Origin of the sequence: Yeguia hominis, from assembly GCF_014384705.1 — a bacterium.
GTDB lineage: Bacteria > Bacillota > Clostridia > Oscillospirales > Acutalibacteraceae > Yeguia > Yeguia hominis.
On record NZ_JACRSN010000003.1, the window covers coordinates 156417 to 179393 of the forward strand.

23 protein-coding genes and 1 other annotated feature are annotated in these 22977 nt (G+C 54.2%); of the genes, 17 read left to right on the forward strand and 6 right to left on the reverse strand.

Features of this window, described 5'->3' with window-relative positions; all coding sequences use genetic code 11:
• Entirely contained in the window at positions 1 to 1392 is a 1392-nt protein-coding gene (locus IAG03_RS03190; protein WP_249318298.1) for a flotillin family protein, read from the forward strand.
• Positions 1393 to 1484: 92 nt separating this feature from the next.
• Here IAG03_RS03190 and IAG03_RS03195 read toward each other — a convergent pair whose 3' ends face one another.
• A complete protein-coding gene (locus IAG03_RS03195; protein WP_249318300.1) occupies positions 1485 to 2312 on the reverse strand; it encodes a PocR ligand-binding domain-containing protein in 828 nt (275 codons plus the stop codon).
• Positions 2313 to 2454: 142 nt separating this feature from the next.
• Here IAG03_RS03195 and IAG03_RS03200 point away from each other — a divergent pair, with 142 nt between their 5' ends.
• From IAG03_RS03200 to IAG03_RS03220, 5 genes are all read left to right on the forward strand, one after another.
• Positions 2455 to 3369 (forward strand): nucleotidyltransferase family protein, encoded by a 915-nt coding sequence (locus IAG03_RS03200; protein ID WP_249318301.1) that lies wholly within the window; start codon positions 2455 to 2457, stop codon positions 3367 to 3369.
• 5 nt (positions 3370 to 3374) lie between these two features.
• Positions 3375 to 4343, forward strand: coding sequence for an ROK family protein (locus IAG03_RS03205; protein WP_249318303.1), 969 nt, complete (start codon positions 3375 to 3377; stop codon positions 4341 to 4343).
• On the forward strand, positions 4340 to 5461 hold the full coding sequence (locus IAG03_RS03210; protein ID WP_249318305.1) for a phosphotransferase enzyme family protein: 1122 nt from the start codon (positions 4340 to 4342) through the stop codon (positions 5459 to 5461). Before IAG03_RS03205 ends, IAG03_RS03210 begins: the two co-directional genes overlap by 4 nt.
• A gap of 18 nt (positions 5462 to 5479) precedes the next feature.
• Positions 5480 to 6262, forward strand: a complete 783-nt coding sequence (nagB, locus tag IAG03_RS03215) for a glucosamine-6-phosphate deaminase (RefSeq protein ID WP_249318306.1) — start codon at positions 5480 to 5482, stop codon at positions 6260 to 6262.
• Positions 6263 to 6613: 351 nt separating this feature from the next.
• Positions 6614 to 7519 (forward strand): class I SAM-dependent methyltransferase, encoded by a 906-nt coding sequence (locus IAG03_RS03220; protein ID WP_249318307.1) that lies wholly within the window; start codon positions 6614 to 6616, stop codon positions 7517 to 7519.
• A 7-nt stretch (positions 7520 to 7526) separates the two neighbouring features.
• Here the strand turns inward: IAG03_RS03220 and IAG03_RS03225 are convergent, their stop codons facing one another.
• Positions 7527 to 7862, reverse strand: a complete 336-nt coding sequence (locus IAG03_RS03225) for a helix-turn-helix domain-containing protein (protein WP_249318310.1) — start codon at positions 7860 to 7862, stop codon at positions 7527 to 7529.
• Between the two features lie 131 nt (positions 7863 to 7993).
• On the opposite strand from IAG03_RS03225, the gene IAG03_RS03230 reads away from it, so the two are divergent.
• The gene (locus tag IAG03_RS03230; RefSeq protein WP_249318312.1) at positions 7994 to 8650 is read left to right on the forward strand and encodes a hypothetical protein; all 657 of its coding nucleotides are present in this window, start codon (positions 7994 to 7996) and stop codon (positions 8648 to 8650) included.
• Between the two features lie 142 nt (positions 8651 to 8792).
• Here IAG03_RS03230 and IAG03_RS03235 read toward each other — a convergent pair whose 3' ends face one another.
• Positions 8793 to 9935, reverse strand: a complete 1143-nt coding sequence (locus IAG03_RS03235) for an ROK family transcriptional regulator (protein WP_249318313.1) — start codon at positions 9933 to 9935, stop codon at positions 8793 to 8795.
• 337 nt (positions 9936 to 10272) lie between these two features.
• On the opposite strand from IAG03_RS03235, the gene IAG03_RS03240 reads away from it, so the two are divergent.
• The 4 genes from IAG03_RS03240 to IAG03_RS03255 are packed head-to-tail and all read left to right on the forward strand — an operon-like array spanning position 10273 to position 13507.
• A complete protein-coding gene (locus tag IAG03_RS03240) occupies positions 10273 to 11367 on the forward strand; it encodes an alcohol dehydrogenase catalytic domain-containing protein (RefSeq protein ID WP_249318315.1) in 1095 nt (364 codons plus the stop codon).
• Positions 11368 to 11380: 13 nt separating this feature from the next.
• On the forward strand, positions 11381 to 12376 hold the full coding sequence (locus tag IAG03_RS03245) for a dihydroxyacetone kinase subunit DhaK (RefSeq protein ID WP_249318317.1): 996 nt from the start codon (positions 11381 to 11383) through the stop codon (positions 12374 to 12376).
• Positions 12377 to 12388: 12 nt separating this feature from the next.
• Positions 12389 to 13027 carry a dihydroxyacetone kinase subunit DhaL gene (dhaL, locus tag IAG03_RS03250; RefSeq protein ID WP_249318318.1) on the forward strand — a complete coding sequence of 213 codons (639 nt, stop codon included), beginning with the start codon at positions 12389 to 12391 and terminating at the stop codon, positions 13025 to 13027.
• A 21-nt stretch (positions 13028 to 13048) separates the two neighbouring features.
• On the forward strand, positions 13049 to 13507 hold the full coding sequence (locus tag IAG03_RS03255) for an RpiB/LacA/LacB family sugar-phosphate isomerase (protein ID WP_249318319.1): 459 nt from the start codon (positions 13049 to 13051) through the stop codon (positions 13505 to 13507).
• Positions 13508 to 14003: 496 nt separating this feature from the next.
• Here the strand turns inward: IAG03_RS03255 and IAG03_RS03260 are convergent, their stop codons facing one another.
• Positions 14004 to 15416: a VanW family protein gene (locus tag IAG03_RS03260; protein ID WP_249318320.1), complete on the reverse strand. Its 1413-nt coding sequence runs from the start codon at positions 15414 to 15416 to the stop codon at positions 14004 to 14006.
• Positions 15417 to 15703: 287 nt separating this feature from the next.
• Between IAG03_RS03260 and IAG03_RS03265 the strand changes: the two genes are divergently transcribed.
• The 6 genes from IAG03_RS03265 (at position 15704) to ilvN (ending at position 21339) form a co-directional block, all read left to right on the forward strand.
• Positions 15704 to 15994: a DUF2325 domain-containing protein gene (locus IAG03_RS03265; RefSeq protein WP_249318321.1), complete on the forward strand. Its 291-nt coding sequence runs from the start codon at positions 15704 to 15706 to the stop codon at positions 15992 to 15994.
• Positions 15995 to 15997: 3 nt separating this feature from the next.
• Positions 15998 to 16570 (forward strand): DUF3793 family protein, encoded by a 573-nt coding sequence (locus tag IAG03_RS03270; RefSeq protein WP_249318322.1) that lies wholly within the window; start codon positions 15998 to 16000, stop codon positions 16568 to 16570.
• Between the two features lie 35 nt (positions 16571 to 16605).
• Entirely contained in the window at positions 16606 to 17028 is a 423-nt protein-coding gene (locus IAG03_RS03275; RefSeq protein ID WP_249318324.1) for a flavodoxin, read from the forward strand.
• Between the two features lie 512 nt (positions 17029 to 17540).
• Positions 17541 to 18752, forward strand: a complete 1212-nt coding sequence (locus tag IAG03_RS03280) for a metallophosphoesterase (protein WP_249318326.1) — start codon at positions 17541 to 17543, stop codon at positions 18750 to 18752.
• 72 nt (positions 18753 to 18824) lie between these two features.
• Positions 18825 to 19094 (forward strand) — a binding site (T-box leader).
• 64 nt (positions 19095 to 19158) lie between these two features.
• Complete coding sequence (ilvB, locus tag IAG03_RS03285; RefSeq protein WP_249318328.1) at positions 19159 to 20814, forward strand: biosynthetic-type acetolactate synthase large subunit; 1656 nt, start codon at positions 19159 to 19161, stop codon at positions 20812 to 20814.
• Positions 20815 to 20826: 12 nt separating this feature from the next.
• On the forward strand, positions 20827 to 21339 hold the full coding sequence (gene ilvN / locus IAG03_RS03290) for an acetolactate synthase small subunit (RefSeq protein WP_249318330.1): 513 nt from the start codon (positions 20827 to 20829) through the stop codon (positions 21337 to 21339).
• A 152-nt stretch (positions 21340 to 21491) separates the two neighbouring features.
• On the opposite strand, the gene IAG03_RS03295 is transcribed toward ilvN, so the two are convergent.
• Together IAG03_RS03295 and IAG03_RS03300 are read right to left on the reverse strand one after the other, a co-directional pair.
• Positions 21492 to 22349, reverse strand: a complete 858-nt coding sequence (locus tag IAG03_RS03295; protein ID WP_249318332.1) for a prolipoprotein diacylglyceryl transferase — start codon at positions 22347 to 22349, stop codon at positions 21492 to 21494.
• A gap of 79 nt (positions 22350 to 22428) precedes the next feature.
• Positions 22429 to 22710, reverse strand: a complete 282-nt coding sequence (locus tag IAG03_RS03300) for a DUF4190 domain-containing protein (RefSeq protein WP_249318333.1) — start codon at positions 22708 to 22710, stop codon at positions 22429 to 22431.
• Positions 22711 to 22977 lie beyond the last annotated feature (267 nt).

Here is a 22977-nt window from a genome sequence, read left to right on the forward strand (position 1 = left end):
ATGCCCAATATCCCGGTAAGCGCAATCATTACCATTGTGGTTATTGTCGTTCTGTTGTTTACGATGCTGCTGGTCGTTTTGACCCGGTATCGCCGTTGCCCGTCCGACAAGGTGCTGGTAATTTACGGTAAGGTCGGAACCAACAAGGACGGAAGCGCCCGAAGCGCAAAGTGCATCCATGGCGGCGCGGCCTTTATCTGGCCGGTCATTCAGTCTTATGAATATCTGGATCTGACGCCGATGTCGATCAATGTCGATCTGACGAACGCCCTTTCCCATCAGAACATCCGTGTCGATGTGCCTTCCCGCTTTACGGTAGGCGTTTCGGTGGAACCCGGCGTGATGCAGAACGCTGCAGAACGGCTTTTGGGATTGTCGCTTCTGGAAATTCAGGAGCTTGCAAAAGATATCATTTTCGGTCAGCTCCGTCTGGTCATCGCCACGATGGATATCGAGGAAATCAATACGGACCGTGACAAGTTCCTCGAGGCGGTTTCCCACAACGTGGAAACAGAACTCAAGAAAATCGGTTTGCGGCTGATCAACGTCAACGTGACGGATATCACCGACGAGTCCGGCTACATTGAGGCGCTCGGAAAAGAAGCAGCGGCAAAGGCAATCAACGACGCGAAAAAATCTGTTGCTGAACAGAACCGCGACGGTTCCATCGGGGAAGCCATTGCGGTGAAGGATCAGCGAATCAGCGTTGCAGAATCGAACGCATCTGCAATTGCCGGTGAAAACGAATCGAAAGCGGCAATTGCGCAGTCAGATGCAACCCGAAGAGAACGCGAAGCGGAAGCACAGCGCCGCGCAATTGCAGCGGAAAAAATTGCAGCGGCAAAGGCACTCGAAGAGGCCTATGCTGCGGAACAGGCTGCAGAGCGCGCCCGTGCGGAACGTGAGTTGGCAACGCAGCAGGCAGACATCCTGACCGCTGCGAAAATCGAAAAAGAGCGCAAAGAATTGGAAGCAGAAGCAGAAGCGGAGCAGGCGCGGCGCAAAGCGCGCGGTGAAGCGGACGCCATTTATGCAAAAATGGAAGCGCAGGCGCGCGGTGTCCAGGAAGTCCTGGCAAAACAGGCCGAAGGATTTGCGAAAATCGTGGCAGCAGCCGGCGGAAATGCCGACGCTGCAGTACAGCTGCTCCTGGTCGATAAGATCGAGGATCTCGTCCGGATCCAGGTTGACGCGATTAAGAATTTGCAGATCGACAAGATTACGGTTTGGGATTCTATGAGCGGAGAGGGCGGTTCTCCGACAACGGCGAATTTCCTTTCCGGGATGATGAAATCGATCCCGCCGCTCAACGAAACCTTTAAAATGGCTGGCGTGAAATTGCCGGAATTCCTTGGAACGGAGCTCGAATCGCCGGAGCCCACAGAGGAATAACCACGAAAACAGAGATGCCCCTCTCCGGAGTCTGCGTTTGATCGCGCGCTTCGGGGAGGGGCATTCTTTTGAAATCATGGAGACAGCCGCTGTTATTTCCCAAGCTGCGCCTGACGATAGGCGCTGGGGGAACATCCGTAATGGGCGCGAAAAACCTTTGAAAAATAGTTCTGGTCGGGAAATCCGCAGTCTGCGGCGATTTGCTGGATGTATCCCGAAGAAGTGGCAAGCCGCTCGGCGGCGCGGCGGAGCCGGATTTCCGTCAGGGCGCTGTTGATGGTTGTGCCGTACTGCGTGCGGAAAGCGTTCATAAGCGTGGATTTGCTGCAGCCAAAATAGGTGCACATCGCCGCGATTGAAAGCTTTTGCGCGTAATGCTGCGCCAGATATTTTCGGGTCAGATGCGCTAGGTTGTGCTCCGGCGTGGCAAGGCGGTGGGTCAGCGTGAGATATTCGGCGCAGATTGTCATGATCCGGCTGAAGGCACGAATCTGCCCGGCCGGAAGGATCGGAATCGTGCGCAGCGCAGCCTCAACCCGCTTCGGATCGCCGGTACAGGCGCAGGCCTCCCGGCGGGCGTGCTGCATGCTGTTCTGCGCGGGGTCGAGAACCTGTCCCATCATCAGATATCCCGCCAAAACGCCGTAGTGATAAAGCGGCGCGGCGGCTTCATACAGACCAAACCGGCATTGGTAGATATAGGCGCCTTCCTGCACCTGCATACTGGCAAGCGCACGGGCGTCTGCTGCGAGACAGCTTTCCCGTGCGCCGCCCTCTTCCTGCACGAGACGGCAGAATGAAGATAGGGCCTGTGGATAGGCGGCGATTTCACGAAAAGCAGGGTCGTGGATAGAGATCCGAAACCCGGAAATTTGATGCAGATCCTTCAGAATGCTGAGAATGTCCTGACGCGGTTCCATATGCGTGAACGCTCCTTGTGTTATAAAAATAGAAAAAAATATTTTATTTTTCTAATTATTATACGATTTTTCATGGAAATTGCAACCTCCAAATTTTATAATACAATCAGAACCGCGGGAAATGACAAAGGAGTGGGACTGTATGAAAAAGCCGGTGCTTGTCATTATGGCGGCCGGAATGGGAAGCCGATACGGCGGCCTGAAGCAGCTGGACCCGGTGGATGATGACGGAAACCTGATTATCGATTATTCTCTCTATGACGCAAAACAGGCGGGATTTGAAACCGTGATTTTCTTAATTCGGCCTGGGATGAAGGCTGCATTCCACACAGCGATTGGATGCCGAATCGCCCGCGAAATGGAGGTTCTCTATGCATATCAGCAGATAGAATCGCTTCCCGTGGGGTTTTCTGTGCCGGAAGGGCGGGAAAAGCCTTGGGGAACCGGGCATGCGGTGCTTTCTTGCGCATCGCTGATACACGGCCCATTCGCTGTAATCAATGCCGATGACTATTACGGGCCGCATGCATTTCGGATGCTGTACCGGTTTTTGAGCAGCAAAGTGGATGCCCGTCATTATGCAATGGTCGGCTACAAGTTGCAAAACACCTTGGCCGAAACGGGCAGTGTGGCCCGCGGAATTTGTACTATTGAATCTGACGGATACCTGATGGGAATTACCGAACATACTCGGATAGAACGGCGCGGATCGCAAGTTGCATTTACAGAAGATGGTGGAATATCTTGGAAAACTCTGCCGGAGAATGCAGTGACTTCCATGAATTTCTGGGGATTTCCGCAGACATTTCTGCATGTGCTTGCCGAGCAGTTTCCGGTGTTTTTGCAGGAACATCTTGCGCAGAATCCGCTTAAATGCGAATATTTTCTGCCGGCAGCAGTGGATGCACAGATCCGGAAGGGGAAAGCGTCGGTTTTGGTGCTTCCTTCGCAAGACCGCTGGTATGGCGTTACCTATCGGGAAGATAAGCCGGTAGTAGAGCGTGCATTCCGGCAAATGAAAGCGGATGGTGTCTATCCACAGGTACTTTGGAGGTGAAAGTGGTGTATAGAATCGGAATCGACCTGGGTGGAACCAATATTGCTGCCGGACTTGTGGAGGTTTGCGGGGAACTTTTCCGTTTTGCTGCCCGGAAAAGCATTCCGACCCGCGCACCACGTGCTCCGGAAGAGCTTGCAGCAGAGATTGCTCAGATTTCTCGGCAATTGGCGATAGAGGGCGGTGTCTCCTATGAAGAAATTCCCGATATCGGAATCGGGGCGCCGGGAATGATCTGCGAAGGGGTCATTCTGTATTCCAACAATTTGCAGTTACACCAGGTTCCATTTGCGCAAATGCTGCAAAAGCACGCCGGAAAACCAGTTTTTCTCGAAAACGATGCAAACACAGCGGCGCTTGGAGAATTTTTTGGCGGCGCCGGAAAAGCATGCCGCTCGATGGAGATGATTACGCTCGGAACAGGAATTGGCAGCGGACTCATTTTGAATGGAAAAATCTATACCGGAGAAAACGGTTTTGGCGGTGAGATGGGGCATATGCTTCTCTATCCGGGCGGACGTAGATGCACCTGCGGCGCAAAGGGCTGTTTGGAGGCCTACTGTTCAGCGACGGCGCTGGCGGAGGTATCCCGGCAGGCGATGCAGCGCGACCTGAAAAGCGTAATGTGGGAGATTTGTGGCGGAGATCCGAAACAGGCCAATGGCCGAACCGCCTTTGATGCAATGCGCCGTGGAGATCTTATGGGTCGTCGAGTAGTGTTGCGATTTCTACAGGATCTGGCAATTGGAATTGCAAATACCATCCGTCTTTTGCAACCGGAATCGATCTGCCTGGGCGGCGGGATTGCGCAGGAGGGGGACTGGTTGCTGCAGTCTCTCCGGCCTCGGATTGCAAAGTTGATGATCGGGCAGCCGGAACAGACTTTGCCGCAGCTCTGCACCGCAAAGCTCGGCGGAGATGCCGGAATTTTAGGCGCTGCATTGCTCGGACAGAAAAAGGGGGAACCAACATGACAAGAGAAGCGTGGTGCCAAAAACGCGAAGAAGCCATAGCAGCGTTTGCATTTTGCGGCGAGGCGGTTTCCTGCACGCTTTATGGAAGCGGGCACATCAATGATACCTTTTTGCTGCAGGTTCAGGAAAAGGATGGAATCCGTCCCTATATTTTACAGCGCGTGAATCATTTGATTTATCGGGATCCGGCGGCAGTTCTGGAGAATATCGCCCGTGTCACGGAATTTTTGCAAAAAAAGGTGGCGGCCGCGGGCGGAGATCCTAGGCGGGAAGTGATGAATTTGATTCCGCTGAAAACCGGCGGGTTTCTGTTCCGGGACAGCATCGGCGCATATTGGCGCGCGTACCAGTTTGTCTCGGATTCGATTTGTCTTGACCGGGCGGAAACGCCGCAGGATTTTTACGAGAGCGCCGTGGCATTTGGAACCTTTCAGCGCCTGCTTGCAGATTATCCGGCCGAAACGCTGGAGGAAACCATTGCAGATTTTCACAATACGCCGAAACGGTTTCGGGATTTTTGCCGGGCGGTAAAATCGGATCCGCTCGGACGCGCCGCACAGGCCGAGCCGGAGATTCGGTTTCTTATGGAACGCGAGGCATTTACGCATGTGCTTCTTGACGCGTACAACAAGGGTATGCTGCCCCTGCGGGTTGTGCACAACGATACCAAACTGAACAACGTCATGTTCGATCGCCAAACGCGGCGCGCGGTCTGTGTGATTGATCTCGACACGATTATGCCGGGGTTTTCCGTGACGGATTTCGGGGATTCCATTCGGTTCGGCGCGGCGACAGCAGCGGAAGATGAGCCGGATCTTTCCCTTATGCATTTTGATTTTTCCATGTATCAGTGCTATACGGAAGGCTTCCTCAAGGGCTGCGGCGGCACGCTGACCAAATCGGAATGCGCGCTGCTGCCGGAGGGTGCGAAGATGATGACGCTTGAGTGCGGGATGCGGTTTTTGGCGGACTATCTGGAAGGGGATTCCTATTTCCGGATTGCACGCGAACACCAGAACCTCGACCGCTGCCGGACACAGCTGAAGCTGGTCGCGGAGATGGAAGCGCAGTGGGATAATATGAAAGCATTTGCGATTGCTTGCGGCGATCGCTGCTGAAAAGAGGAGAATCGGGATATGAATCTTTATTACACAGAAAATTACCGGGAAATGAGCCGGAAGGCGGCAAATCTTTTGGCGGCGCAGGTTGCGCGCAAGCCGGATTCTGTATTGGGTCTTGCCACTGGTTCGACGCCGGTGGGACTTTACGCGGCGCTTCAGGAGGATCATCAAACGCGTGGGCTTTCGTTTGCAGCCTGCCGTACGGTAAACCTCGACGAATACTGCGGCCTTGCGCCGGAAGATCCGCAAAGCTATGCGTATTTTATGCAGAAAATGCTCTTTTCCGGACTGGATATCGAACCCGGAAATACCCATTTGCCCGACGGGAAAAATCCGGATGCACAGGCGGAATGCAGCCGGTATGAGCGCCTGATTGCGTCGCTCGGGGGGATCGATTTGCAGGTGCTGGGTCTTGGACACAACGGCCATATCGGCTTTAATGAGCCGTCGGATGCATTTCCCGTGGAGACACACCGGGTGAAGCTGACCGCGCGCACAATTGCGGCAAACGCGCGGTTCTTTCCGAAGGCAGAAGCGATGCCGAAATACGCGTATACCGTGGGTTTGCGCGCAATTTTGCAGGCAAAACGGATTTTACTCCTTGTTTCCGGTACGGAAAAGGCGGAAATCCTCGAACGCGTGCTCTTTGGACCGGTTACGCCGCAGGTGCCGGGATCCATTTTGCAGCTGGCAAGCCATCTGGATGTCTGTGCAGATGCAGAAGCGCTTTCGGCGGTACTGCGGAAACACCCGGAGACGGTGCAGGATACGGGCAATCCGGAAAAGACAGACAGATAACCTGCGGAGAACGGCCAAATCGAAAAGACGCCGTATTTTAAAGTGAATTTGTGTAAGGGGCGGCATCCAACCTCTGCATCTCGAAGCGGACCGGACGGATGGCTGTGTGTCCGCTTCGCCTTACAAATGCGGATTCCGGCAAACGCTTTCTAAACAAAATACAACAAAAACAGCCGTAGGACGGATGCTCCATTTTCCGTTCTGCGGCTGTTTGTTTCAAAAAATCGTGTGGAAAAAATTCGCATTTGTCAGAATTTTTCCTGTCTCCATATTACCACAAAATGCGAAAAAAGTCCAGCCTTGTTCTTTTTTTCGTTTTGCAGTAAGAAGAATATAGGAGGTGGGATTAAAATGAATTCCAACAACATGACGATGCTGATCAGCGCCTTTGCGCGCGCCTACCACAATGCGCTGCCGGAGCCGCACGTGTTTTGCGATCCGGTGGCCCGAAAGCTTTTTTCCGACGAAGAATACTGTCAGATCTCCGAAACCATGGCAGGCGGAATCGCCTTTTTCTGTCCGACTTTTTCGGGAACCCGTGAAGAAGCGCTGCGGTGGATTGCCGATCACCAGCTTTCGCCTTCCCCCGTCGGACGCGCTGCCTTTGCAGAGCAGGCGCTTGCGTGTGCGGTGCGGTTTGGCGGTGCAAAGCAGGTTTTGATTCTTGCGGCGGGTTTGGATACCTTCGCATACCGGCAGCCGGAATGGGCAAGCCGGCTTGCCGTTTTGGAAATCGATCTTCCGGCGGTCCTCAAAGAAAAACAGGAACGGCTTGCGCGGGGTGAAATTGCGGTTCTGGAAAATGTCTATTTTGTCGGTGCGGATTTTACAGACGCTAAATGGACGGACACGCTGCAGAAATGTCCGGGGTTTACCCCCAATACACCGACCTTTTGCAGCATGCTGGGGCTTTCTTATTATCTTTCGGAAGCCGATTTGCGCCGGATGCTGCAAGCAATGCAAACGCTGCTGCCCAAAGGCAGTACGGTCGTGTTTGACTATCCTGCGCCGGAGAGCAAAACCGGTTTTGACCAGCGTCAGCGCGGACTTGCCGCCGCAGCAGGCGCCGCGATAGCCGCCGGATATTCGGAAACGCAGATGGAGCAGCTGCTTGCGGACTGCGGGTTTTTGCTCTATGAGCACCTGGCGCCGGAATCGATCACGGCGCGCTTTTTTGCGGCGTATCAAAGTGCGCATCCGGAACATCCGGTTGCGGCGCCGGAATCGGTCTGCTATGCCCTTGCAGTGCGGCAATAAACGGCGGTTAACGCTGCAGATGCTGCTGGAGAGACTGTTTGGCGGCTTTTACAAGATCCGTGATGATCTGGATTTGCTGCGGCGTGCAGGATTTTAAAATTTCTGTGATTTCGTCAAAGGAATAGCCGGAAGGATCCGAATCTCCGCACAGCAGAACATCAGCCGAAACATGCAGAGCGTCCGCGATTGCAGCAAAAACCGGCAGGCTCAGCTTGGTGTTTGCTGTTTCAATATGGCTCATATGGGTGACAGAAATCCCAACCAGTTCGGCCAGTTGCTCCTGAGAGATTCCCTGCAGTTTTCTGAATTTTCGTATTTTTTGTCCGATCTGATAGTAGTCCATGAAAAATACTCCAAAAGTTTTTATTACTTGAATTGTATAGGCAAAAGTGATATTATAAAATAAACTTAATAGGCTGTTTTATGCCTATGCAATTTAAGTTTGGACATATTTTTACAGAGGAGAGGATCAAAATGAGGAAAAATCAGATTCGGGAGCAAATCGGTAGGTCCAATCAGAATCGTGGGAAAAGCGCGTTTCGGCTTTTGCAGACTGGAGTGGTTCTTTTCGGAATGCTGCTGTTGTTAAACGGCTGCGGGATATTCATGACGCATGATCTGTTATTTAACGAGGATTCGAGTGCAGGAGAAAGCGCGGCTTCGGAAGAATCGGAGATCGAAAAGCCGGAATCCAAAGCAGAAGCGAGCAGCAGCTCTACACCGGCGCCGCAGAAAACGCCGACACCGGATCGGTTTCAAGATTCGGTGGACCTGGAATTTTACGCGGAAATGGGAGAGGATATCATCGGCTGTCCGGAGCTGACGGTTTCCGTTATCAATCATTCGGAATATGATGTGAAGGCGATTCAGTTTTATGTAATTCCTTATGATGTTTACGGAGAAAAAATTGACAGCTTCCTGACAACGGAAAAGCTCTATACTGATACCACCATACCGGCCGGAGAATCGAATACCTGCAGCTTTTCCATGCTGGATTCTTCGGTAAAAACCGTGAAACTGTATGCCTACAGTATCCTCTTTTCCAATGGGGAAGAGTGGGGAGACCGCAATGCAGTGAAAACTACGATTTTAAAGAAAGGGCTCTCCATCGAGGTCTCCGGAGAGGCATAAAAAAAGCCCCGCTGCAAAACGGAACAAGATGACCAGAACCTGTTCCGCACATGCGGCGGGACTTTTTGAATTTGAAATCGGGCATGAATAGAAAAAATTGCGGCGAAATTCGGTTTTCGGCAGGCGTGCTGCGGAGGACCAGCTAAAAAACCGTCTCGAGAAATTCCCGGACAAACGGCAGCGCAGCGCCGATTGCGTTTGGATTGGTACCGCAGCGGGCGCGTTTGATGAACTGCCGGTCTGTCGGAAATGCCGTCCGCGCCGCAACCAGACGATGCAGGGCGGCGAGATCTTCCGGCTGCAGATAGGCGGCGAGATGCCCGCCTAAAATGACATCGTAGTCGATCAGCATGTGCAGGTTGTCGATGGCCAGCGCGAGATCGTGCAGATAACGGTCCCAGCGCGCAGCGGCAACCGCATTTCCGGCACGAAGCGCGCAGAAAAAGCGGTCGGCTTCCTCTGGCGTGGGCGGGGGATCGCGGTCGGGATCCTCCGAAAGCAGCGCGCGCATGGAGCAGTAGGTTTCCATGCAGCCGCATTTTCCGCAATAGCAGGGACGGCCGCCGGTTACGATGGTCATGTGTTCAAAAACGCCGCTTTTGAGCTCGTTCCCTTTGAGAAAACATCCGTCGACAATCAGCGCGCCGCTGAGATTGTTTCGGATGTGAAAAAAGATGGCGTTTTGAATGTCCGTATTCCAGAGTTCTGCGGTTGCCGCAGCCTCTGCGTCGTGAATCATACGGCAGGAATAGGGCAGATACCGGGTGAACCGGTCGATGGTCAGGCCGGTACAGCCGAGTATTTTGCCGTATGTGACGCGCGCGCCGTCAGAGGAGATGAGCCCCTGCAGCACAATGCCGATTCCGAGAATCCGTTCCAGCGGAAAGGCAAGTTCTCCGATGAACGTTTGCACAGCAGCGCAGACCTTGCAAAAATAGTCTTCCTGCATCGAAAACGGCAGCGGATGCTGTTCGGCGCGCAGGCAGACTCCGTAAAGATCGACGGCGACGATTTCATACCGCTCTGCGAGAAGCTCCAGTCCGACGGCAATTTTCGCGGAGGAAACAATGGAGAGCGCGTCGGCTTTTCTTCCGCCGGTAGAGGCAAAATATCCGTTTTTTTCAATCAGCTTCCGGTCGGAAAGCTCTTTGAGCGCCTGTGTCACGGTGGGACGGCTCAGCTGCAGCTGTGTGGAGATTTCCAGTTTGGAAGTCTTTTGCTGCTGATAGAGAAACTGATAGATGCGCCCGAGTGTGGTGCCGGTTCCTTCTGAAAAATTTTGCATAGCCATTTCTCTTTTCTGCGATTCTCAAAAGTTCTTTTGCAGGAATTATACCATGTGAAAGATAATTTGTACAGAACGGCGTTTTTTACAGAGAAAACACAGTGGTGAGAATGCTGTTTTGTAGAAAACGACAAAAATGCCGGAAATATTTTGGCGATGCAGCAAATTGACAAGGATTTCAATTTGTTGTGCCTTTATAGAAAAGTGAGTTCGAAAAAGAACACGGGCCGGTAACGGAAAGCTGTTTTGTGAAAAAATGGCGGACCGACGGCCCTAATGCGTCACTGCTTTTGTAAAGCTAGTTTACAAAACAAAACAGGAAAGTGAGGATTCAAAAATGAGTGGATTACCGGAAAAAATGCGCGCAATTGTTGCCTATGCGCCTGGCGATTACCGCTTTGAACTGGTGGATACACCGCACGCAGGCGAAGGAGAAATGATTCTGAAGGTCGAAGCCTGCGGAATTTGCGCAGGCGATACCAAAGCGTTTAAGGGTGCGCCGAGCTTTTGGGGCGGCGACGGCAACCCGCCGTACATCAAAGCGCCGATGATTCCCGGCCACGAATTCGTGGGACGCGTCGTGAAAATGGGACCGAACGTAAAGGGCAACTGGAAGATCGGAGACCGGATCTGCCCGGAGCAGATTGTTCCCTGCGGCGAGTGCATGTCCTGCAAAACCGGACGGCACTGGATGTGTGAAAAGCACGATCTGTTCGGCTTCCAGAACAATGTCAACGGCGGTATGGCCGAATATGTCCGCCTGACCAAAGAAGCGATTAATTATCTCGTACCGGACGATCTTCCGATCGAGAAGGCGATTCTGATAGAACCGTACGGCTGTTCGTATCACTGCGTCGAACGCGCGGGCATCGACGTCAAGGACGTTGTGGTGCTTTCCGGCGTCGGAACGCTGGGCCTCGGCATGGTCGGTGCCATCCGTCAGCGGAACCCGAAATGCCTTGTGGTACTCGATATGAAGGACGAGCGCCTGGAACTGGCAAAGAAATTCGGCGCGGACGTCGTGATGAACCCCGGAAAAACAGACGTCGTCAAGGCAATCAAGGAAATGACAGGCGGCTACGGCTGCGATATCTACATCGAAGCAACCGGCCATCCGGCAAGCGTGCAGCAGGGCCTCGAAGCGATCCGCAAGATGGGCACCTTTGTAGAGTTCAGCGTGTTCGGCGATCTGGTCAAGGTGGACTGGAGCATCATCAGCGACCGCAAAGAACTCAACCTGCTCGGTTCGCACCTGAGCCCGTACTGCTATGACACGGTCATTGAGTGGATTGCAAACGGCAAACTGCCGACCGAAGGCGTGGTTACGCACAAATTCCCGCTGGAAAAATGGGAAGAGGGCTTCCATCTTGCAACCACCGGCGAAGGCGGTGCGCTTAAGGTCATTCTCGTTCCTGATATGAAAGCAGAATAAGGAGGATATCACAATGCAGCGTATTTTAAATAATCCGGACAATATTGTCGATGAGATGCTCAAAGGCTTTTTGAAAACACATTCTGATATTGTAGAAGCAACAGAAAATCCCCGCGTTGTCAAAGCGAAGGGCGTTCCGGCGGATCGGGTCGGCGTGGTGACCGGCGGCGGTTCCGGACACAAGCCTGCGTTTGTCGGTTATGTCGGTGAAAATCTCTGCGATGCAGCGGCAGTCGGCGAGATTTTCTCTTCTCCGACAGCGGCGGCGTTCCTCGACGCGTTCAAAGTTGCCAACAGCGGAAAGGGCGTTGCGTGCCTGTACGGCAACTATTCCGGCGATAACATGAACGTCAAGATGGCGGTGAAAATGGCCAAGAAAGCCGGCATCGAAGTCAAAACGGTCATCGCGAACGACGACGTTGCTTCCGCGCCGAAGGATCAGCGCGAAAAACGCCGCGGCGTTGCGGGCGAAATCCTGATGTGGAAGGCTGCCGGTGCAAAAGCGGCGACCGGCGCGTCTCTCGACGAGGTGATCGCGACCGCGCAGAAGGCAATTGACAACACGCGCAGCGTCGGCATCGGCCTGACGCCCTGCACACTGCCGGCAGTCGGACATCCGAACTTTGAAATCAAAGAGGGCACCATGGAAGTGGGGATCGGCCACCACGGAGAGCCGGGCGTAGCGGTTTGCGCATTGGAACCCGCCGCACAGATGGCAAAGCGGATGGTGGATATCGTGGTTCCGGATTACCCGTTTGAGGCCGGCGACGAAGTTGTCGTGCTGGTTTCCGGTCTGGGCGCCACGCCGGTTATGGAGCTGTATGTTCTCTATGATGAGATCGACAAGCTCCTGACGGAAAAAGGCATCAAGACGCACCGTGCATATGTCGGCAACTACTTTACTTCGCTCGACATGATGGGCGCTACGCTGACGGTGATGAAGCTGGACGAAGAACTCAAAACGCTGATGGACGCGCCTTGCTACAGCATGGGCCTGAAGCAGAAATAAGGAGGAGTAGGCATGGGCGTATTTCACAATGCGGACGGAAAACCCGTTCTGCTCAAAATGGTGGAGGCCATTCAGGAAAACAAAGCATATCTCGGCGAGGTTGACGGCCTGATCGGCGACGGCGACCACGGCATGAATATGAATAAGGGTTTTACGATGTTTGGCGAGCGCATTGCCGGCGAGGAGATTTCCTTTACAGAAGGCCTTGATACCCTCGGAACACTGCTCTTCTCGGAAATCGGCGGATCGATGGGTCCGATTTACGGAACGATCTTTATGGATATGGCAGAGGCCGGCGAGGACTTCGACGAGATCGGCGCGGCAGAACTGGAAACGATGCTCGGCGCAGGCATGGACGGCCTGTTTGAGATTGTGGACGCGCGCGTCGGCGACAAGACGCTTGTCGACACGCTTTCTCCGGCGAAAGATGCGCTGCACGCGGCAGCAGAGAGCGGCAAACCGTTTTCTGAGGCGCTTTCGGACATGAAGGCGGCCGCTGCTGCGGGTCGCGATTCGACGAAAGATCTCGTTGCGAAATACGGACGTTCCAGCCGTCTCGGCGAACGTTCGCGCGGCGTGCTGGACGCGGGGGCAACCTCGTGCTGCATCATCCTGACCGCAATGGCGGACGGCATCCAGGCACTGCTGTAAGAGAAAGGAACCTGAAACGATATGCGGAAATTTGTAATCGGCTGCGACAATGCAGTTGTCGAAATGAAGGACACGCTCAAAGCGTTTTTGCAGAAGCAGGGCGCGGAAGTGGAGGATGTCGGGTGCTTTTCTTCGGATGACCCGACCAACTATCCGACCATTGCAGAAAAGGCCTGCAACCTGATTGCGGAAAGCGGCTTTGAGAAGCGCGGTGTGCTGGTTTGCGGAACCGGAATCGGCATGTGCATGACGGCCAATAAGTGCAAGGGCATCCGTGCAGCGGTCGGACATGATATTTTCTCCGCACGGCGGTCGATTTTGAGCAACGACGGCAACGTGATCTGCTTTGGCGCGCGGGTAATCGGGCCGGAGCTTGCGAAAGCGATCCTCGGCGAATGGATGACGCTCGAATACATGGACGGACCTTCCACCCCGAAGGTGCAGGAGATCATCGCGCTGGAAGAACGCAACATGCGCTGAGCATGTGCCGTTCAAAACGCCAGTTACACATCGATTGATAGCATCCGGCGGTTTCTGCCTTATATTGCGGCAGAAATCATCTAACATCTCCCAAAGGAAAAGCCACCGCTTCGGCAGATTTGAAACTGCCCAGAGCGGTGGCTTTCCTGTTTTGAAAACGAAAGAAATTTCAATCGCATGTTTTTTGTATAGCCGCTTTTGCAGACACGAATTCTTTCGGCGTTTTAAAAACCGAAACGCACAGGAAAAAGGCATCCTTGTCCTGTGTCAGATGAATTTCTCAAGGCAAATCGGAAAGGAACCTTTCCTTTCAAATGGGGAAAAGGTGATGCAATCAAGGCGCATGTCAGGGCGGCAGAACCGCGGCTTTTGCCCAATCGGTATCATTGAGATCCGGCGTGCCTCGGCGCCGCAGACGCGCTTATCCCGATGGATGAAAGCCTAGAAAGAAAGTCCACGGAAGAAAGCCCGCAGATGGGAAACCCGCGAAACGCGGTTAGTCCTCGTTTTCGCGGAGCGCATCGATGTCGGTTCCGGGTCCGACTTTATAGAGTGGAGCAACTTCGCTGTAGTAGGAGTCCGGCAGATCCTCGCGCCGGACTTCCTCGCCGTTTTTATAATAAATACGCCAGGCAACCGCCTTAATTCCTTCATATCCGGTGCGGTCAAGCTCGACCTCGCCTTTTTTCAGGCTGTCGTCCTCTTCGTATTCGGCGTCCGGCATGGGGATGGTCTCCGTGCGTTTGCTGCCGACTTCAATCTCGTCGAATTCGTCGGTGATGTACCCGTAAATCGTGGCGGTCAGACGGTTGTCCTCCATGGCGGCGGAAAGATAAATCGGATACGCGGTCACATTTTGCAGGCGGAGATCGACATAAGGATAATCGACCGTCGCGTCAAGGCCTTCCGGCGCATAGGAGGACGGCCGCAGGTGGCAGTACCGCTCAATGATGGCCATATTGGCGCGCAGGGCACAGCCGTAGATGGTGGTGGCAGCCTGACAGATTCCGCCGCCGCTTTCCTGAATCAGCTTGCCGTCTTTCCAAGCGCCTGCCGGAAGCCATCCCAAGCTTTCGTCCATGCTGTTGCCGACAAATTCATGGAAGGAGAAAATTCCGCCGGCCGGAATGGTTTGCCGGTCGAGAAGCCCCATCGCCTTTTTCATGTTCTGGTTGGCGTTTCCGCCATTGGTGGATTCGGTCGAAAAGCTGGCAACCTTACCGGTTTTGGCCTGAAGCGATTCCAGCGTTGTGGTAAACGGAACCGCGGAGACAGGAACCTCGATCTCTCCGCTGTGCGTGTCCGATTCCAGCGTTTGAATGATGGCAGCTTCGAGCGCTTCCGTATCAACTGCGCGTCCGTCTTTGCCGTCGGTATACGTAAAGGTCAGCGTGTCGAAATCAAAGTCTGCGATATCCGGTTCAACCGGATCCTCAGAAATGTTCTCTGCAAATTCGGCAATTTTGCTTTCCAGCATGCCGTAGCGCAGAGTCGGCGTCAGCGTATAGGTTTTGCCGGCCGGTGTGCCGTCCGATGCGAGCGCTTTCGGGTAGGTGTTGCTGTAAACGGCGGCCTCCTGAAGGACTTCGTCGGTATTGAATTCGATCACGAGATCAGAAGCGGTAACCGTAAGGGTCTCTCCGCCGTAAGACGCTGTTACCCGGTAGCGTTCTTCGAGTTCCGCCTCTGCTTCCGAGAGGGCGCGTTTTGCCTCTTCTTCGGTCATGCCGGAAAGATCGACGTCGGACACGAAAATGCCGGCGGCATACGTGAACGCTTCGGAAGAATCAGACGGTGCCGACGCAGAACCGGCAGAATCTTTTTCGAAAATGGCGCAGCCGGAAAGCAGGCAAAGCGCACAAATCAGAGACAATGCGGCAAAAAAACGGGCGCGAAGACGACGGGTCATCAGGCGGCCTCCTTTGCAGTTTCAAATAAAAGCATGTTACTGTTATTATAAGCATATTTTTGCCTTCTGGAAAGGAAGGTTACACAATTTTAATCGAATTGTAATGAAAAACGAAAATTTTTAGCTTGCACAAATCAAAAAAGAGGCTTGACAGGATAGAAAAACCATGATATGCTAACAACACGAGTTAGATAAAACTAACCAAAATAAAAATGCAGAGCAATGTGCGTTGCATTTCTTTTTTAATCAGGAGTTAGCGCAAACTAACTAGCAAGGAGGATGAACGGATGAGCGTAGTCATCGTTGGCGGAAACGAGCGGATGGTCTGTCAATATGAAGATATTTGCCGGCAGCACGGATGCCGGGCAAAGGTGTTTGTAAAGGAAAGCGGCGCGCTGAAAAAGAAACTGGGATGTCCGGATCTTCTGATTCTGCTGACCAATACGGTTTCCCATAAAATGGTTCTGAGCGCTGTCGGTGAGGCAAAGCGGAACAACATTCCGATTGCGCGGATCCATTCGAGCAGCGCGTCCGCACTGCACAATCTTCTGTGCGGCTACTGCGGCGGGAGGGGATAAGCATTGGGAGAGCTTTTGGTGCGGTACTGTGCGCCGACCCTGGCAGGGCTCAAGACCGGAAGCCTTTTTAGCGTTTCGGCATCCTCTCCGGCAGCGCTTGCGCGTGAACTGCGGGATTGGAACCGACGGCTGAATGCAAAAGATGTGGCGATTTGCGCGCTTCGTCTCCGGCAGGGGAAGGCGCTGATTTATGTCTACCGCAAAGCGATGCTTGCGCAGGATTTGCAGAAAAAGGACGTACAGGCGGTGCTGCAGAAAGCAAAATATTCCGGATTTTCCGATCACCGGTGGATGCTGCTGCAGCTTCGGGAACGAATTTTGCATGCAGAGGGCTTTCCGCATGAAATCGGACTGTTCCTGGGATATCCGGCGGAGGATGTCCGGGGCTTTATGGAAAAGAAGGGCAAGGACTGCCATCTGGTCGGATGCTGGAAGGTGTATGGCGACGCGGCATGTGCCGAGCGCCGGTTTGCCCGATATCAAAAATGCAAACAGGTCTATTTGCGCCAGTTTTCGGATGGCCGGTCGGTGGAGCAGCTTACCGTTGCATTCCGCAGACCGCCGAAAGCGGTGTGACAGAGATATATTTCAGGAAAAGAGGTCATGAGAACATGAAAGCAGCAGTTGTTTATTGGAGCGGTACGGGAAATACAGAAGCGATGGCGAATGAAGTGGCACAGGGGTGCCGTGCAGCAGGCGCAGAGGTCGCAGTGTTGCAGGCGTCGGAATTTTCGGCAGACCAGATGGATACCTTTGACGCGGTAGCCTTTGGCTGCCCGTCCATGGGGGATGAGCAGCTTGAGGAAAGCGAGTTCGAGCCGATGTTTCAGAGCTGTGAGGAGAAGCTGTCCGGAAAGCGGATCGTGCTGTTTGGCTCTTACGGATGGGGAGACGGCGCGTGGATGCGCGATTGGGAAGAAGCCTGCAAAGCGCAGGGTGCAGATTTGGCGGCGGATTTTGTAATCTGCAATGATGCGCCGGACGAGGACGCCTGCGCGGCCTGCAGAGCGCTTGGCGCAGCGCTGGTCGGATAACCGAACCGCAATCCATTTTTATAAACCCAGACCCGCCGGCGGAGTTTCTCTCTGCCAGGCGGGCTTTTTGTGATTTTGGTCTCTCACTTTTTTAAGAAAGGCCTGTTCCGAAATGATCCTCTTCCGGATCTTTACGGTTGGAGACTGGCGGAAGAGATGCTTTGAAATCGGCCCCGGCTGGCTTACGGTATGGCGGCTTCTGAACTCGCTTCCCGTCAGGGCGGTTCTGACTGCCTTGATGCGAGAATCATTCGGAATGAAACGGTTTTTTTCGAAACGAAATGTTTTTATTTTTTTCTTGAAATTTGGGAAATCGGTGTTTTTCCTGCAAAAAAGCTGTTATGATAAGCGCAGAACCAACACATACTGTAAAAAAGAAAGCCTTTGCCCGGAATCGTTGCAAAGAAGGAATCAAACGGGCAGGTTTTACGGCAAATGGGTGTTCCGCACGTTTCGGAGAATTTTGAAAACGCAGGAATCGTGCCGAAAATTACGGGAATGGAGACGTTTTGATGGTAGCCCTGTTGCTCTCGCCAGTCTATATTTTGCTCAACGTCTATGCGGTTCGGCGAATTTTGCAGTGGGTTTCCGCATTTCCGCTTTCGGCCGCCGCCGGACGGTGGTGCAAGGGACTGCTCATTGTCCTCTATGCACTTCCGGCAGTGTCTCCGGCGCTTGCGTATGCGCTGCCGGCTTCCGCGTTTCAGTGGTGGGTCGGCAGAATTTCAGCCGCGTGGCTGGGGTGTCTGTTTTATCTGTTGCTCCTGCTTGCCGTCGCGGATGGATCCGCGTGGGGAATCCGGCGGCATTTTCGCGGGCGTTGGGACGCTGCGCGAAAAAACCGGCTTCTTCGGCGCGGCGGAGCCCTCTGTGCGGCGGCGTTGATCGCAGTTTGCGGGTACGGATTCTGGCATGCGCAGGAGATTACGGTGGTGCAGCGGCCTGTTTCGGTATGGAAAACCTGCCCGGCACAGAAAAGTCTGCGGATTGCGCTGATTTCTGATCTGCACTTCGGATATTCCGTAGGGCTTCGCCAGGCGCAGCGGATGGTTGATACCGTTAACGCGCAGAATCCGGACTTGATCTGTATCGCCGGCGATGTGTTTGATAATGCCTACAGCGCGATTGAAGATCCGGCGCGGCTTTCCGAGATTCTCTCCGGCTTCCGGAGTCCCTATGGAACCTACGCCTGTTACGGCAATCACGATGTCTCCGAACGGCTGCTGGCGGGGTTTTCCTTCGGCGGCGCGGGAAAGGTCAGCGAGCAGCGGATGGACGCCATTCTCACGGATGCCGGAATTCATTTGCTGCGGGACGAGACGGTTTTGGTGGACGGGAAATTTTATCTTTCCGGCCGGCGCGACCGCACAAAACCCGGCGTTTCGGAGGAGCGTCTGGATGCGGAAACGCTGCTCTCGGGCGTTGACCGGAATCTTCCGGTATTTGTGCTCGATCATCAGCCCGCTGATCTTGCGGCGCTCGCACAGGCCGGCGCCGATCTGGTGCTTTCCGGCCACACGCACAACGGCCAGCTCTTTCCCGGAAACCTTCTGATACAGCCGTTTTGCGAAAATCCGTACGGCGTGCTGCAAAAAGGGGAGATGACCTCGGTGGTGACCTCGGGCGCCGGCGTTTGGGGGCCTGCGATGCGGGTCGGAACCAACTGCGAAGTCGTCGTGGTGGAGGTCTCCTTTTTGCCGTCCGGTTTACAGGCAACTGGCTGACGGAATGGGAAAATCCCAAAAACCACTTGACCTGACGAAAAAGGCATAGTATAATACAGGAAACTTTAATAGAAAAGAACGTTGAAGGGAATAAACAGCGCGTTCAGAAGCTGCAGAGAGCCTGCGGACGGTGCAAGCAGGTGCGGAAGGCGCGTGAATGTCCTCCCGGAGTTCCTGCCTGAAGAGCAGTTGTGTAGGGCGGGCGGCTGATCCCCGTTAAACGGATTCGCTTTATCGACAAGGTAGAGCGGCGAGTGGCTGGCGGATGAACGCGGGAGACCCCTGCGGAGGATCCGGCGGCAAAAAGAGTGGTACCGCAGAGTGAGAACCTTTGCCTCTTTGTTGAGGTGAAGGTTTTTTGTTTTTTACGCGATTTTTACGCGGATGGAAATGGAGGCAGATCGGAATGCTGCAAAACGGCGCACAAATTCTCATACAGGTTCTTCTGGAGCAGGGCGTGGAACGGATTTTCGGATATCCCGGCGGCGCGGTTTTGCCGATTTATGATGCACTTTATGCGTATCGGGACCGCATCACCCACTATATTACCGCGCATGAACAGGGGGCGGCACATGCCGCCGACGGATACGCGCGGATGACCGGAAAGCCCGGCGTGGTGCTGGCAACCAGCGGACCGGGCGCAACGAATCTGGTAACGGGGCTTGCAGCGGCGTATATGGACAGCGTTCCGATGGTGGCAATTACCGGCAACGTCGATACGGCGCTGATCGGCCGGGACAGCTTTCAGGAGGTCTATATTGCGGGCATTACGATGTCCGTGACCAAACATAATTTTATCGTCCGGCGTACCGAAGACTTGGCGCCTACGCTGCGGCAGGCCTTTCGGATTGCCCAAAGCGGACGCTGCGGCCCGGTGCTCGTGGATGTTCCGCGCGATGTTGCACTGGGACTTGCGTCGTACACGCCGGAACCGGCAGTGCAGCCCGACGCCGCATCGGCGCCGGACCCGCAGGACATTGCGCAGGCGGCAAAGATGCTCAACCGTGCGGCGCGCCCGATGGTCTGTTTCGGCGGCGGCGCGGTCAAAGCGTCGAAGAAATTGCGGGATTTGCTCGAAAAAGCGGAGATTCCGGCGGCGCATACCCTGATGGGCATCGGCGCGCTGCCGTTCGATCATCCGCTGAATCTCGGACTTCTCGGCATGCACGGCAAGCGCTCTTCGAATCTGGCAGTCGATCATGCGGACGTGCTGCTGGCGATCGGGACGCGCTTTAGCGACCGCGTGGCGTTCCATATGGATCAGTTTGCGCACCGCGCACAGATCATCCATATCGACATCGATCCGAGCGAAATCAATAAAAACGTGCAGGCGGCCCACAGTGTGGTCGGAGACGTTCACGATGTGCTCTCGCGGCTGCTTCCCATGGTGGAACCGGCTGCCCACCGCGACTGGATACAGCGCATTGCTGCGTGGAAACGGGAGGATCTTCCGCTGGAGGACGATGGGGAAACGCTGACGCCGTATGGTGTGATCCGGACGCTGCGTGAAGCTGCCGGGCCGGACGCCATTTTCACGACGGACGTCGGACAGCACCAGATGTGGGCGGCGCAATACCTGCACCACAATCGCCCGCATCATTTTCTGACGAGCGGCGGACTTGGCGCCATGGGCTACGGCTATGGCGCGGCGATCGGCGCGTCGCTTGCGGCGGGAAAACGGCCGGTGATCCATATTACCGGGGACGGTTCCTTTCATATGAACCTCAATGAGACCTGCACGGCAGTGACGTATGGCATTCCGGTTATCAGCGTGATCCTAAATAACCGCGCGCTCGGCATGGTGCGCCAGATGCAGGGCACGTTCTACGGCGGACGGTATTCCTGCAGCGAACCGGACCGCAAAACCGATTATCAGAAGGTGGCCGAGGGATTTGGCGCGGCCGGGGTGCGCTGTGAGACGCTTTCGCAGCTGCGCACAGCATTCCAAAATGCGTGCAAAAGCCACGGCCCGGTCTGGATCGAGTGCCCGATCAGCCGGGAGGCGCGCGTGCTGCCGATGATCCCGACAAACGGAACGGTTGACGATATCATTTTAAAGTGAGGAGAATCGCTCATGCCCAAAAAAGTACTCAGTGTTCTGGTAGACAACCACACCGGCGTCCTCGCGCGTGTCGCGTCGCTGTTTTGCCAGCGCGGGTTTAACATCGACAGCCTGACGGTTTCGGCGACCAATCATCCCGAAACGTCCCGAATCACCATCGTCGCAAGCGGCGATGACGAGACAACGTACAACCAGATTATGAAACAGACCGCAAAACTGATCGAGACGCAGGCAATTTTTCCGCTGAATCCTTCGGAGAGCCTGTTTCGGGAGCTTTTACTGGTGAAGCTGCGCGCAGACGAAACGAACCGCGGCGCAATCCGGGAAATTGCGGAAATCTATCGGGCAAAAATCATCGATCTCTCGGTTTCCAGCATGGTGCTGGAGCTGACCGGAGAGCCGGATAAGATTGACGGGTTTCTCGATGTGCTTTCGACCTATGAGATTCTGGAAATGTGCCGCACCGGTGTGACGGCATTGGAACGCGGATGGAAAAAGGATCCCCCGCATACGCCTGCCCGATAAAAAAAGAAGAGCGCGCCTGCACACGCAAAACGGTTCCAAACCGCATTCCCTGATGGGGTGCCGGACGGGCCGTTTCTTCTGTGTGCAGGCGCGCTCTTTTGCGTTATATATTTGCAGATTCGGCTAAATCCAAGCCGAATTTGAAAAAGCGTCTATTCTGGACGTTTTGCGGAACTGGGCGTCGGCGTTTCTGTGCCGACGGATTCCGCAGCTGCCGGAGAATGCACAGACTGCCGCGCCGTTTGGCGGAAAAGAACCAGCAGCGCGCCGGCGATTACCAGGAGGCTGACCCACTGCGAGGTGGAAAGCCCCAGCCAGCTTCCGCGCAGCGTGTCGCCCCGCCAAAATTCCAGCAAAAACCGCGCTGGCGCATAGGCGAGCAGATATCCGCAGAACAGGCGTCCGGAAAACCGGTTTTTCCGCAGCAGATGAGACAGGACAAGGAACAAAAGCAGATTCCAGAACGCTTCCACAAGCTGAATGGGAAAGCGCACGACGCCGTTTGCCTCCGGAACGGGACTGTACCGATAGACAAAGCCGACCGGGCTTTCTGCCCCGTAGCAGCATCCGCCCAAAAAGCAGCCGATCCGCCCGAAAACATGGAAGAGCGGAACCACCGGCGCGATCATATCGGACCATGCGGAAAGATCGAGCTTCCGGTTTTTTCCATACAGATAACCGGCCGCAATGCCGCCCAGAAGCCCGCCGTAAAAGACCGATCCGCCGAAAATCGAAACAACAACGTCGAGGAAGTCTTTCCAGCTGCTGATGACGCCGGGCGTATGCAGAAGCTTTTGGAGAAGCGGCAGATTGGTGACGCCGTAGAGCAGATGCATGCCCAGCAAAACGCCGATGCCGCTGATCAGCAAAAAGACGATCATGTCGTTATCGTCGTATCCCCGCTTTTTTGCAGTTCGGCAGGCGTAAATTCCGGAGACAAAAATTCCGATCAGCGCCAAAACGGGATAAATGGCAAACGTTTTTCCGAGAAACGAGAAGCTTGGAATCATGGCAGTTCACCTCGCGATAAAAAAATACCATGCGCGTACGCTGCGCATGGTATAATATGGGTTCAGATCAATTGAGCAATTAGCCCAGAAGTCCGGCTACACCGACACAACTTGCAGCGCAGATTACGCAGATGATGCCGACAGCACCAAAAGCGGTGCCGATAATGCCGAGAACAAGACCCGCAGTTGCAAGTCCGGTCTCTCCTGGATTTGCCTTTTTACGGCCCAAAACGCCGAAGACAATACCGAGAACGGCGAGGACAAACGTAAAGTAACAAACGACCGGGATAAAGGAACCGATGATGCCCAGAATACCGCAAACGAGCGCCGCAATAGAAAATCCTTTACTGTTGTTTTGCATGGTGAAAACCCTCCTTATAATTATAAATCTGCGTCCGAGATATCGATAGAAAAAAGGAATTTCCGGGAACCGGATCCGTTTTTCTACGGGACACTTTAATCGATGTCATTATAGCATGGTGCTGATTTTGTTGTCAATGATTTTTGGGGAAATTGTTTCGAATTTGTTACAGAGCGCTTTCCTTAGAGAAGCTTTATGGGAAGCATTGCCGTTTTAAACACGAGCGTGTATAATATCATGGAACGCTTCTGCTGCAGATGGTTTTGC

Excerpts from the sequence above, each read along its gene's own strand:
- IAG03_RS03190 (WP_249318298.1), top strand. The coding sequence starts at position 1 with ATGCCCAATATCCCGGTAAGCGCAATCATTACCATTGTGGTTATTGTC.
- IAG03_RS03195 (WP_249318300.1), bottom strand. The coding sequence starts at position 2,312 with ATGGAACCGCGTCAGGACATTCTCAGCATTCTGAAGGATCTGCATCAA.
- IAG03_RS03200 (WP_249318301.1), top strand. The coding sequence starts at position 2,455 with ATGAAAAAGCCGGTGCTTGTCATTATGGCGGCCGGAATGGGAAGCCGA.
- IAG03_RS03210 (WP_249318305.1), top strand. The coding sequence starts at position 4,340 with ATGACAAGAGAAGCGTGGTGCCAAAAACGCGAAGAAGCCATAGCAGCG.
- nagB (WP_249318306.1), top strand. The coding sequence starts at position 5,480 with ATGAATCTTTATTACACAGAAAATTACCGGGAAATGAGCCGGAAGGCG.
- IAG03_RS03220 (WP_249318307.1), top strand. The coding sequence starts at position 6,614 with ATGAATTCCAACAACATGACGATGCTGATCAGCGCCTTTGCGCGCGCC.
- IAG03_RS03225 (WP_249318310.1), bottom strand. The coding sequence starts at position 7,862 with ATGGACTACTATCAGATCGGACAAAAAATACGAAAATTCAGAAAACTG.
- IAG03_RS03230 (WP_249318312.1), top strand. The coding sequence starts at position 7,994 with ATGAGGAAAAATCAGATTCGGGAGCAAATCGGTAGGTCCAATCAGAAT.
- IAG03_RS03235 (WP_249318313.1), bottom strand. The coding sequence starts at position 9,935 with ATGCAAAATTTTTCAGAAGGAACCGGCACCACACTCGGGCGCATCTAT.
- IAG03_RS03240 (WP_249318315.1), top strand. The coding sequence starts at position 10,273 with ATGAGTGGATTACCGGAAAAAATGCGCGCAATTGTTGCCTATGCGCCT.
- IAG03_RS03245 (WP_249318317.1), top strand. The coding sequence starts at position 11,381 with ATGCAGCGTATTTTAAATAATCCGGACAATATTGTCGATGAGATGCTC.
- dhaL (WP_249318318.1), top strand. The coding sequence starts at position 12,389 with ATGGGCGTATTTCACAATGCGGACGGAAAACCCGTTCTGCTCAAAATG.
- IAG03_RS03255 (WP_249318319.1), top strand. The coding sequence starts at position 13,049 with ATGCGGAAATTTGTAATCGGCTGCGACAATGCAGTTGTCGAAATGAAG.
- IAG03_RS03260 (WP_249318320.1), bottom strand. The coding sequence starts at position 15,416 with ATGACCCGTCGTCTTCGCGCCCGTTTTTTTGCCGCATTGTCTCTGATT.
- IAG03_RS03265 (WP_249318321.1), top strand. The coding sequence starts at position 15,704 with ATGAGCGTAGTCATCGTTGGCGGAAACGAGCGGATGGTCTGTCAATAT.
- IAG03_RS03275 (WP_249318324.1), top strand. The coding sequence starts at position 16,606 with ATGAAAGCAGCAGTTGTTTATTGGAGCGGTACGGGAAATACAGAAGCG.
- IAG03_RS03280 (WP_249318326.1), top strand. The coding sequence starts at position 17,541 with ATGGTAGCCCTGTTGCTCTCGCCAGTCTATATTTTGCTCAACGTCTAT.
- ilvB (WP_249318328.1), top strand. The coding sequence starts at position 19,159 with ATGCTGCAAAACGGCGCACAAATTCTCATACAGGTTCTTCTGGAGCAG.
- ilvN (WP_249318330.1), top strand. The coding sequence starts at position 20,827 with ATGCCCAAAAAAGTACTCAGTGTTCTGGTAGACAACCACACCGGCGTC.
- IAG03_RS03295 (WP_249318332.1), bottom strand. The coding sequence starts at position 22,349 with ATGATTCCAAGCTTCTCGTTTCTCGGAAAAACGTTTGCCATTTATCCC.
- IAG03_RS03300 (WP_249318333.1), bottom strand. The coding sequence starts at position 22,710 with ATGCAAAACAACAGTAAAGGATTTTCTATTGCGGCGCTCGTTTGCGGT.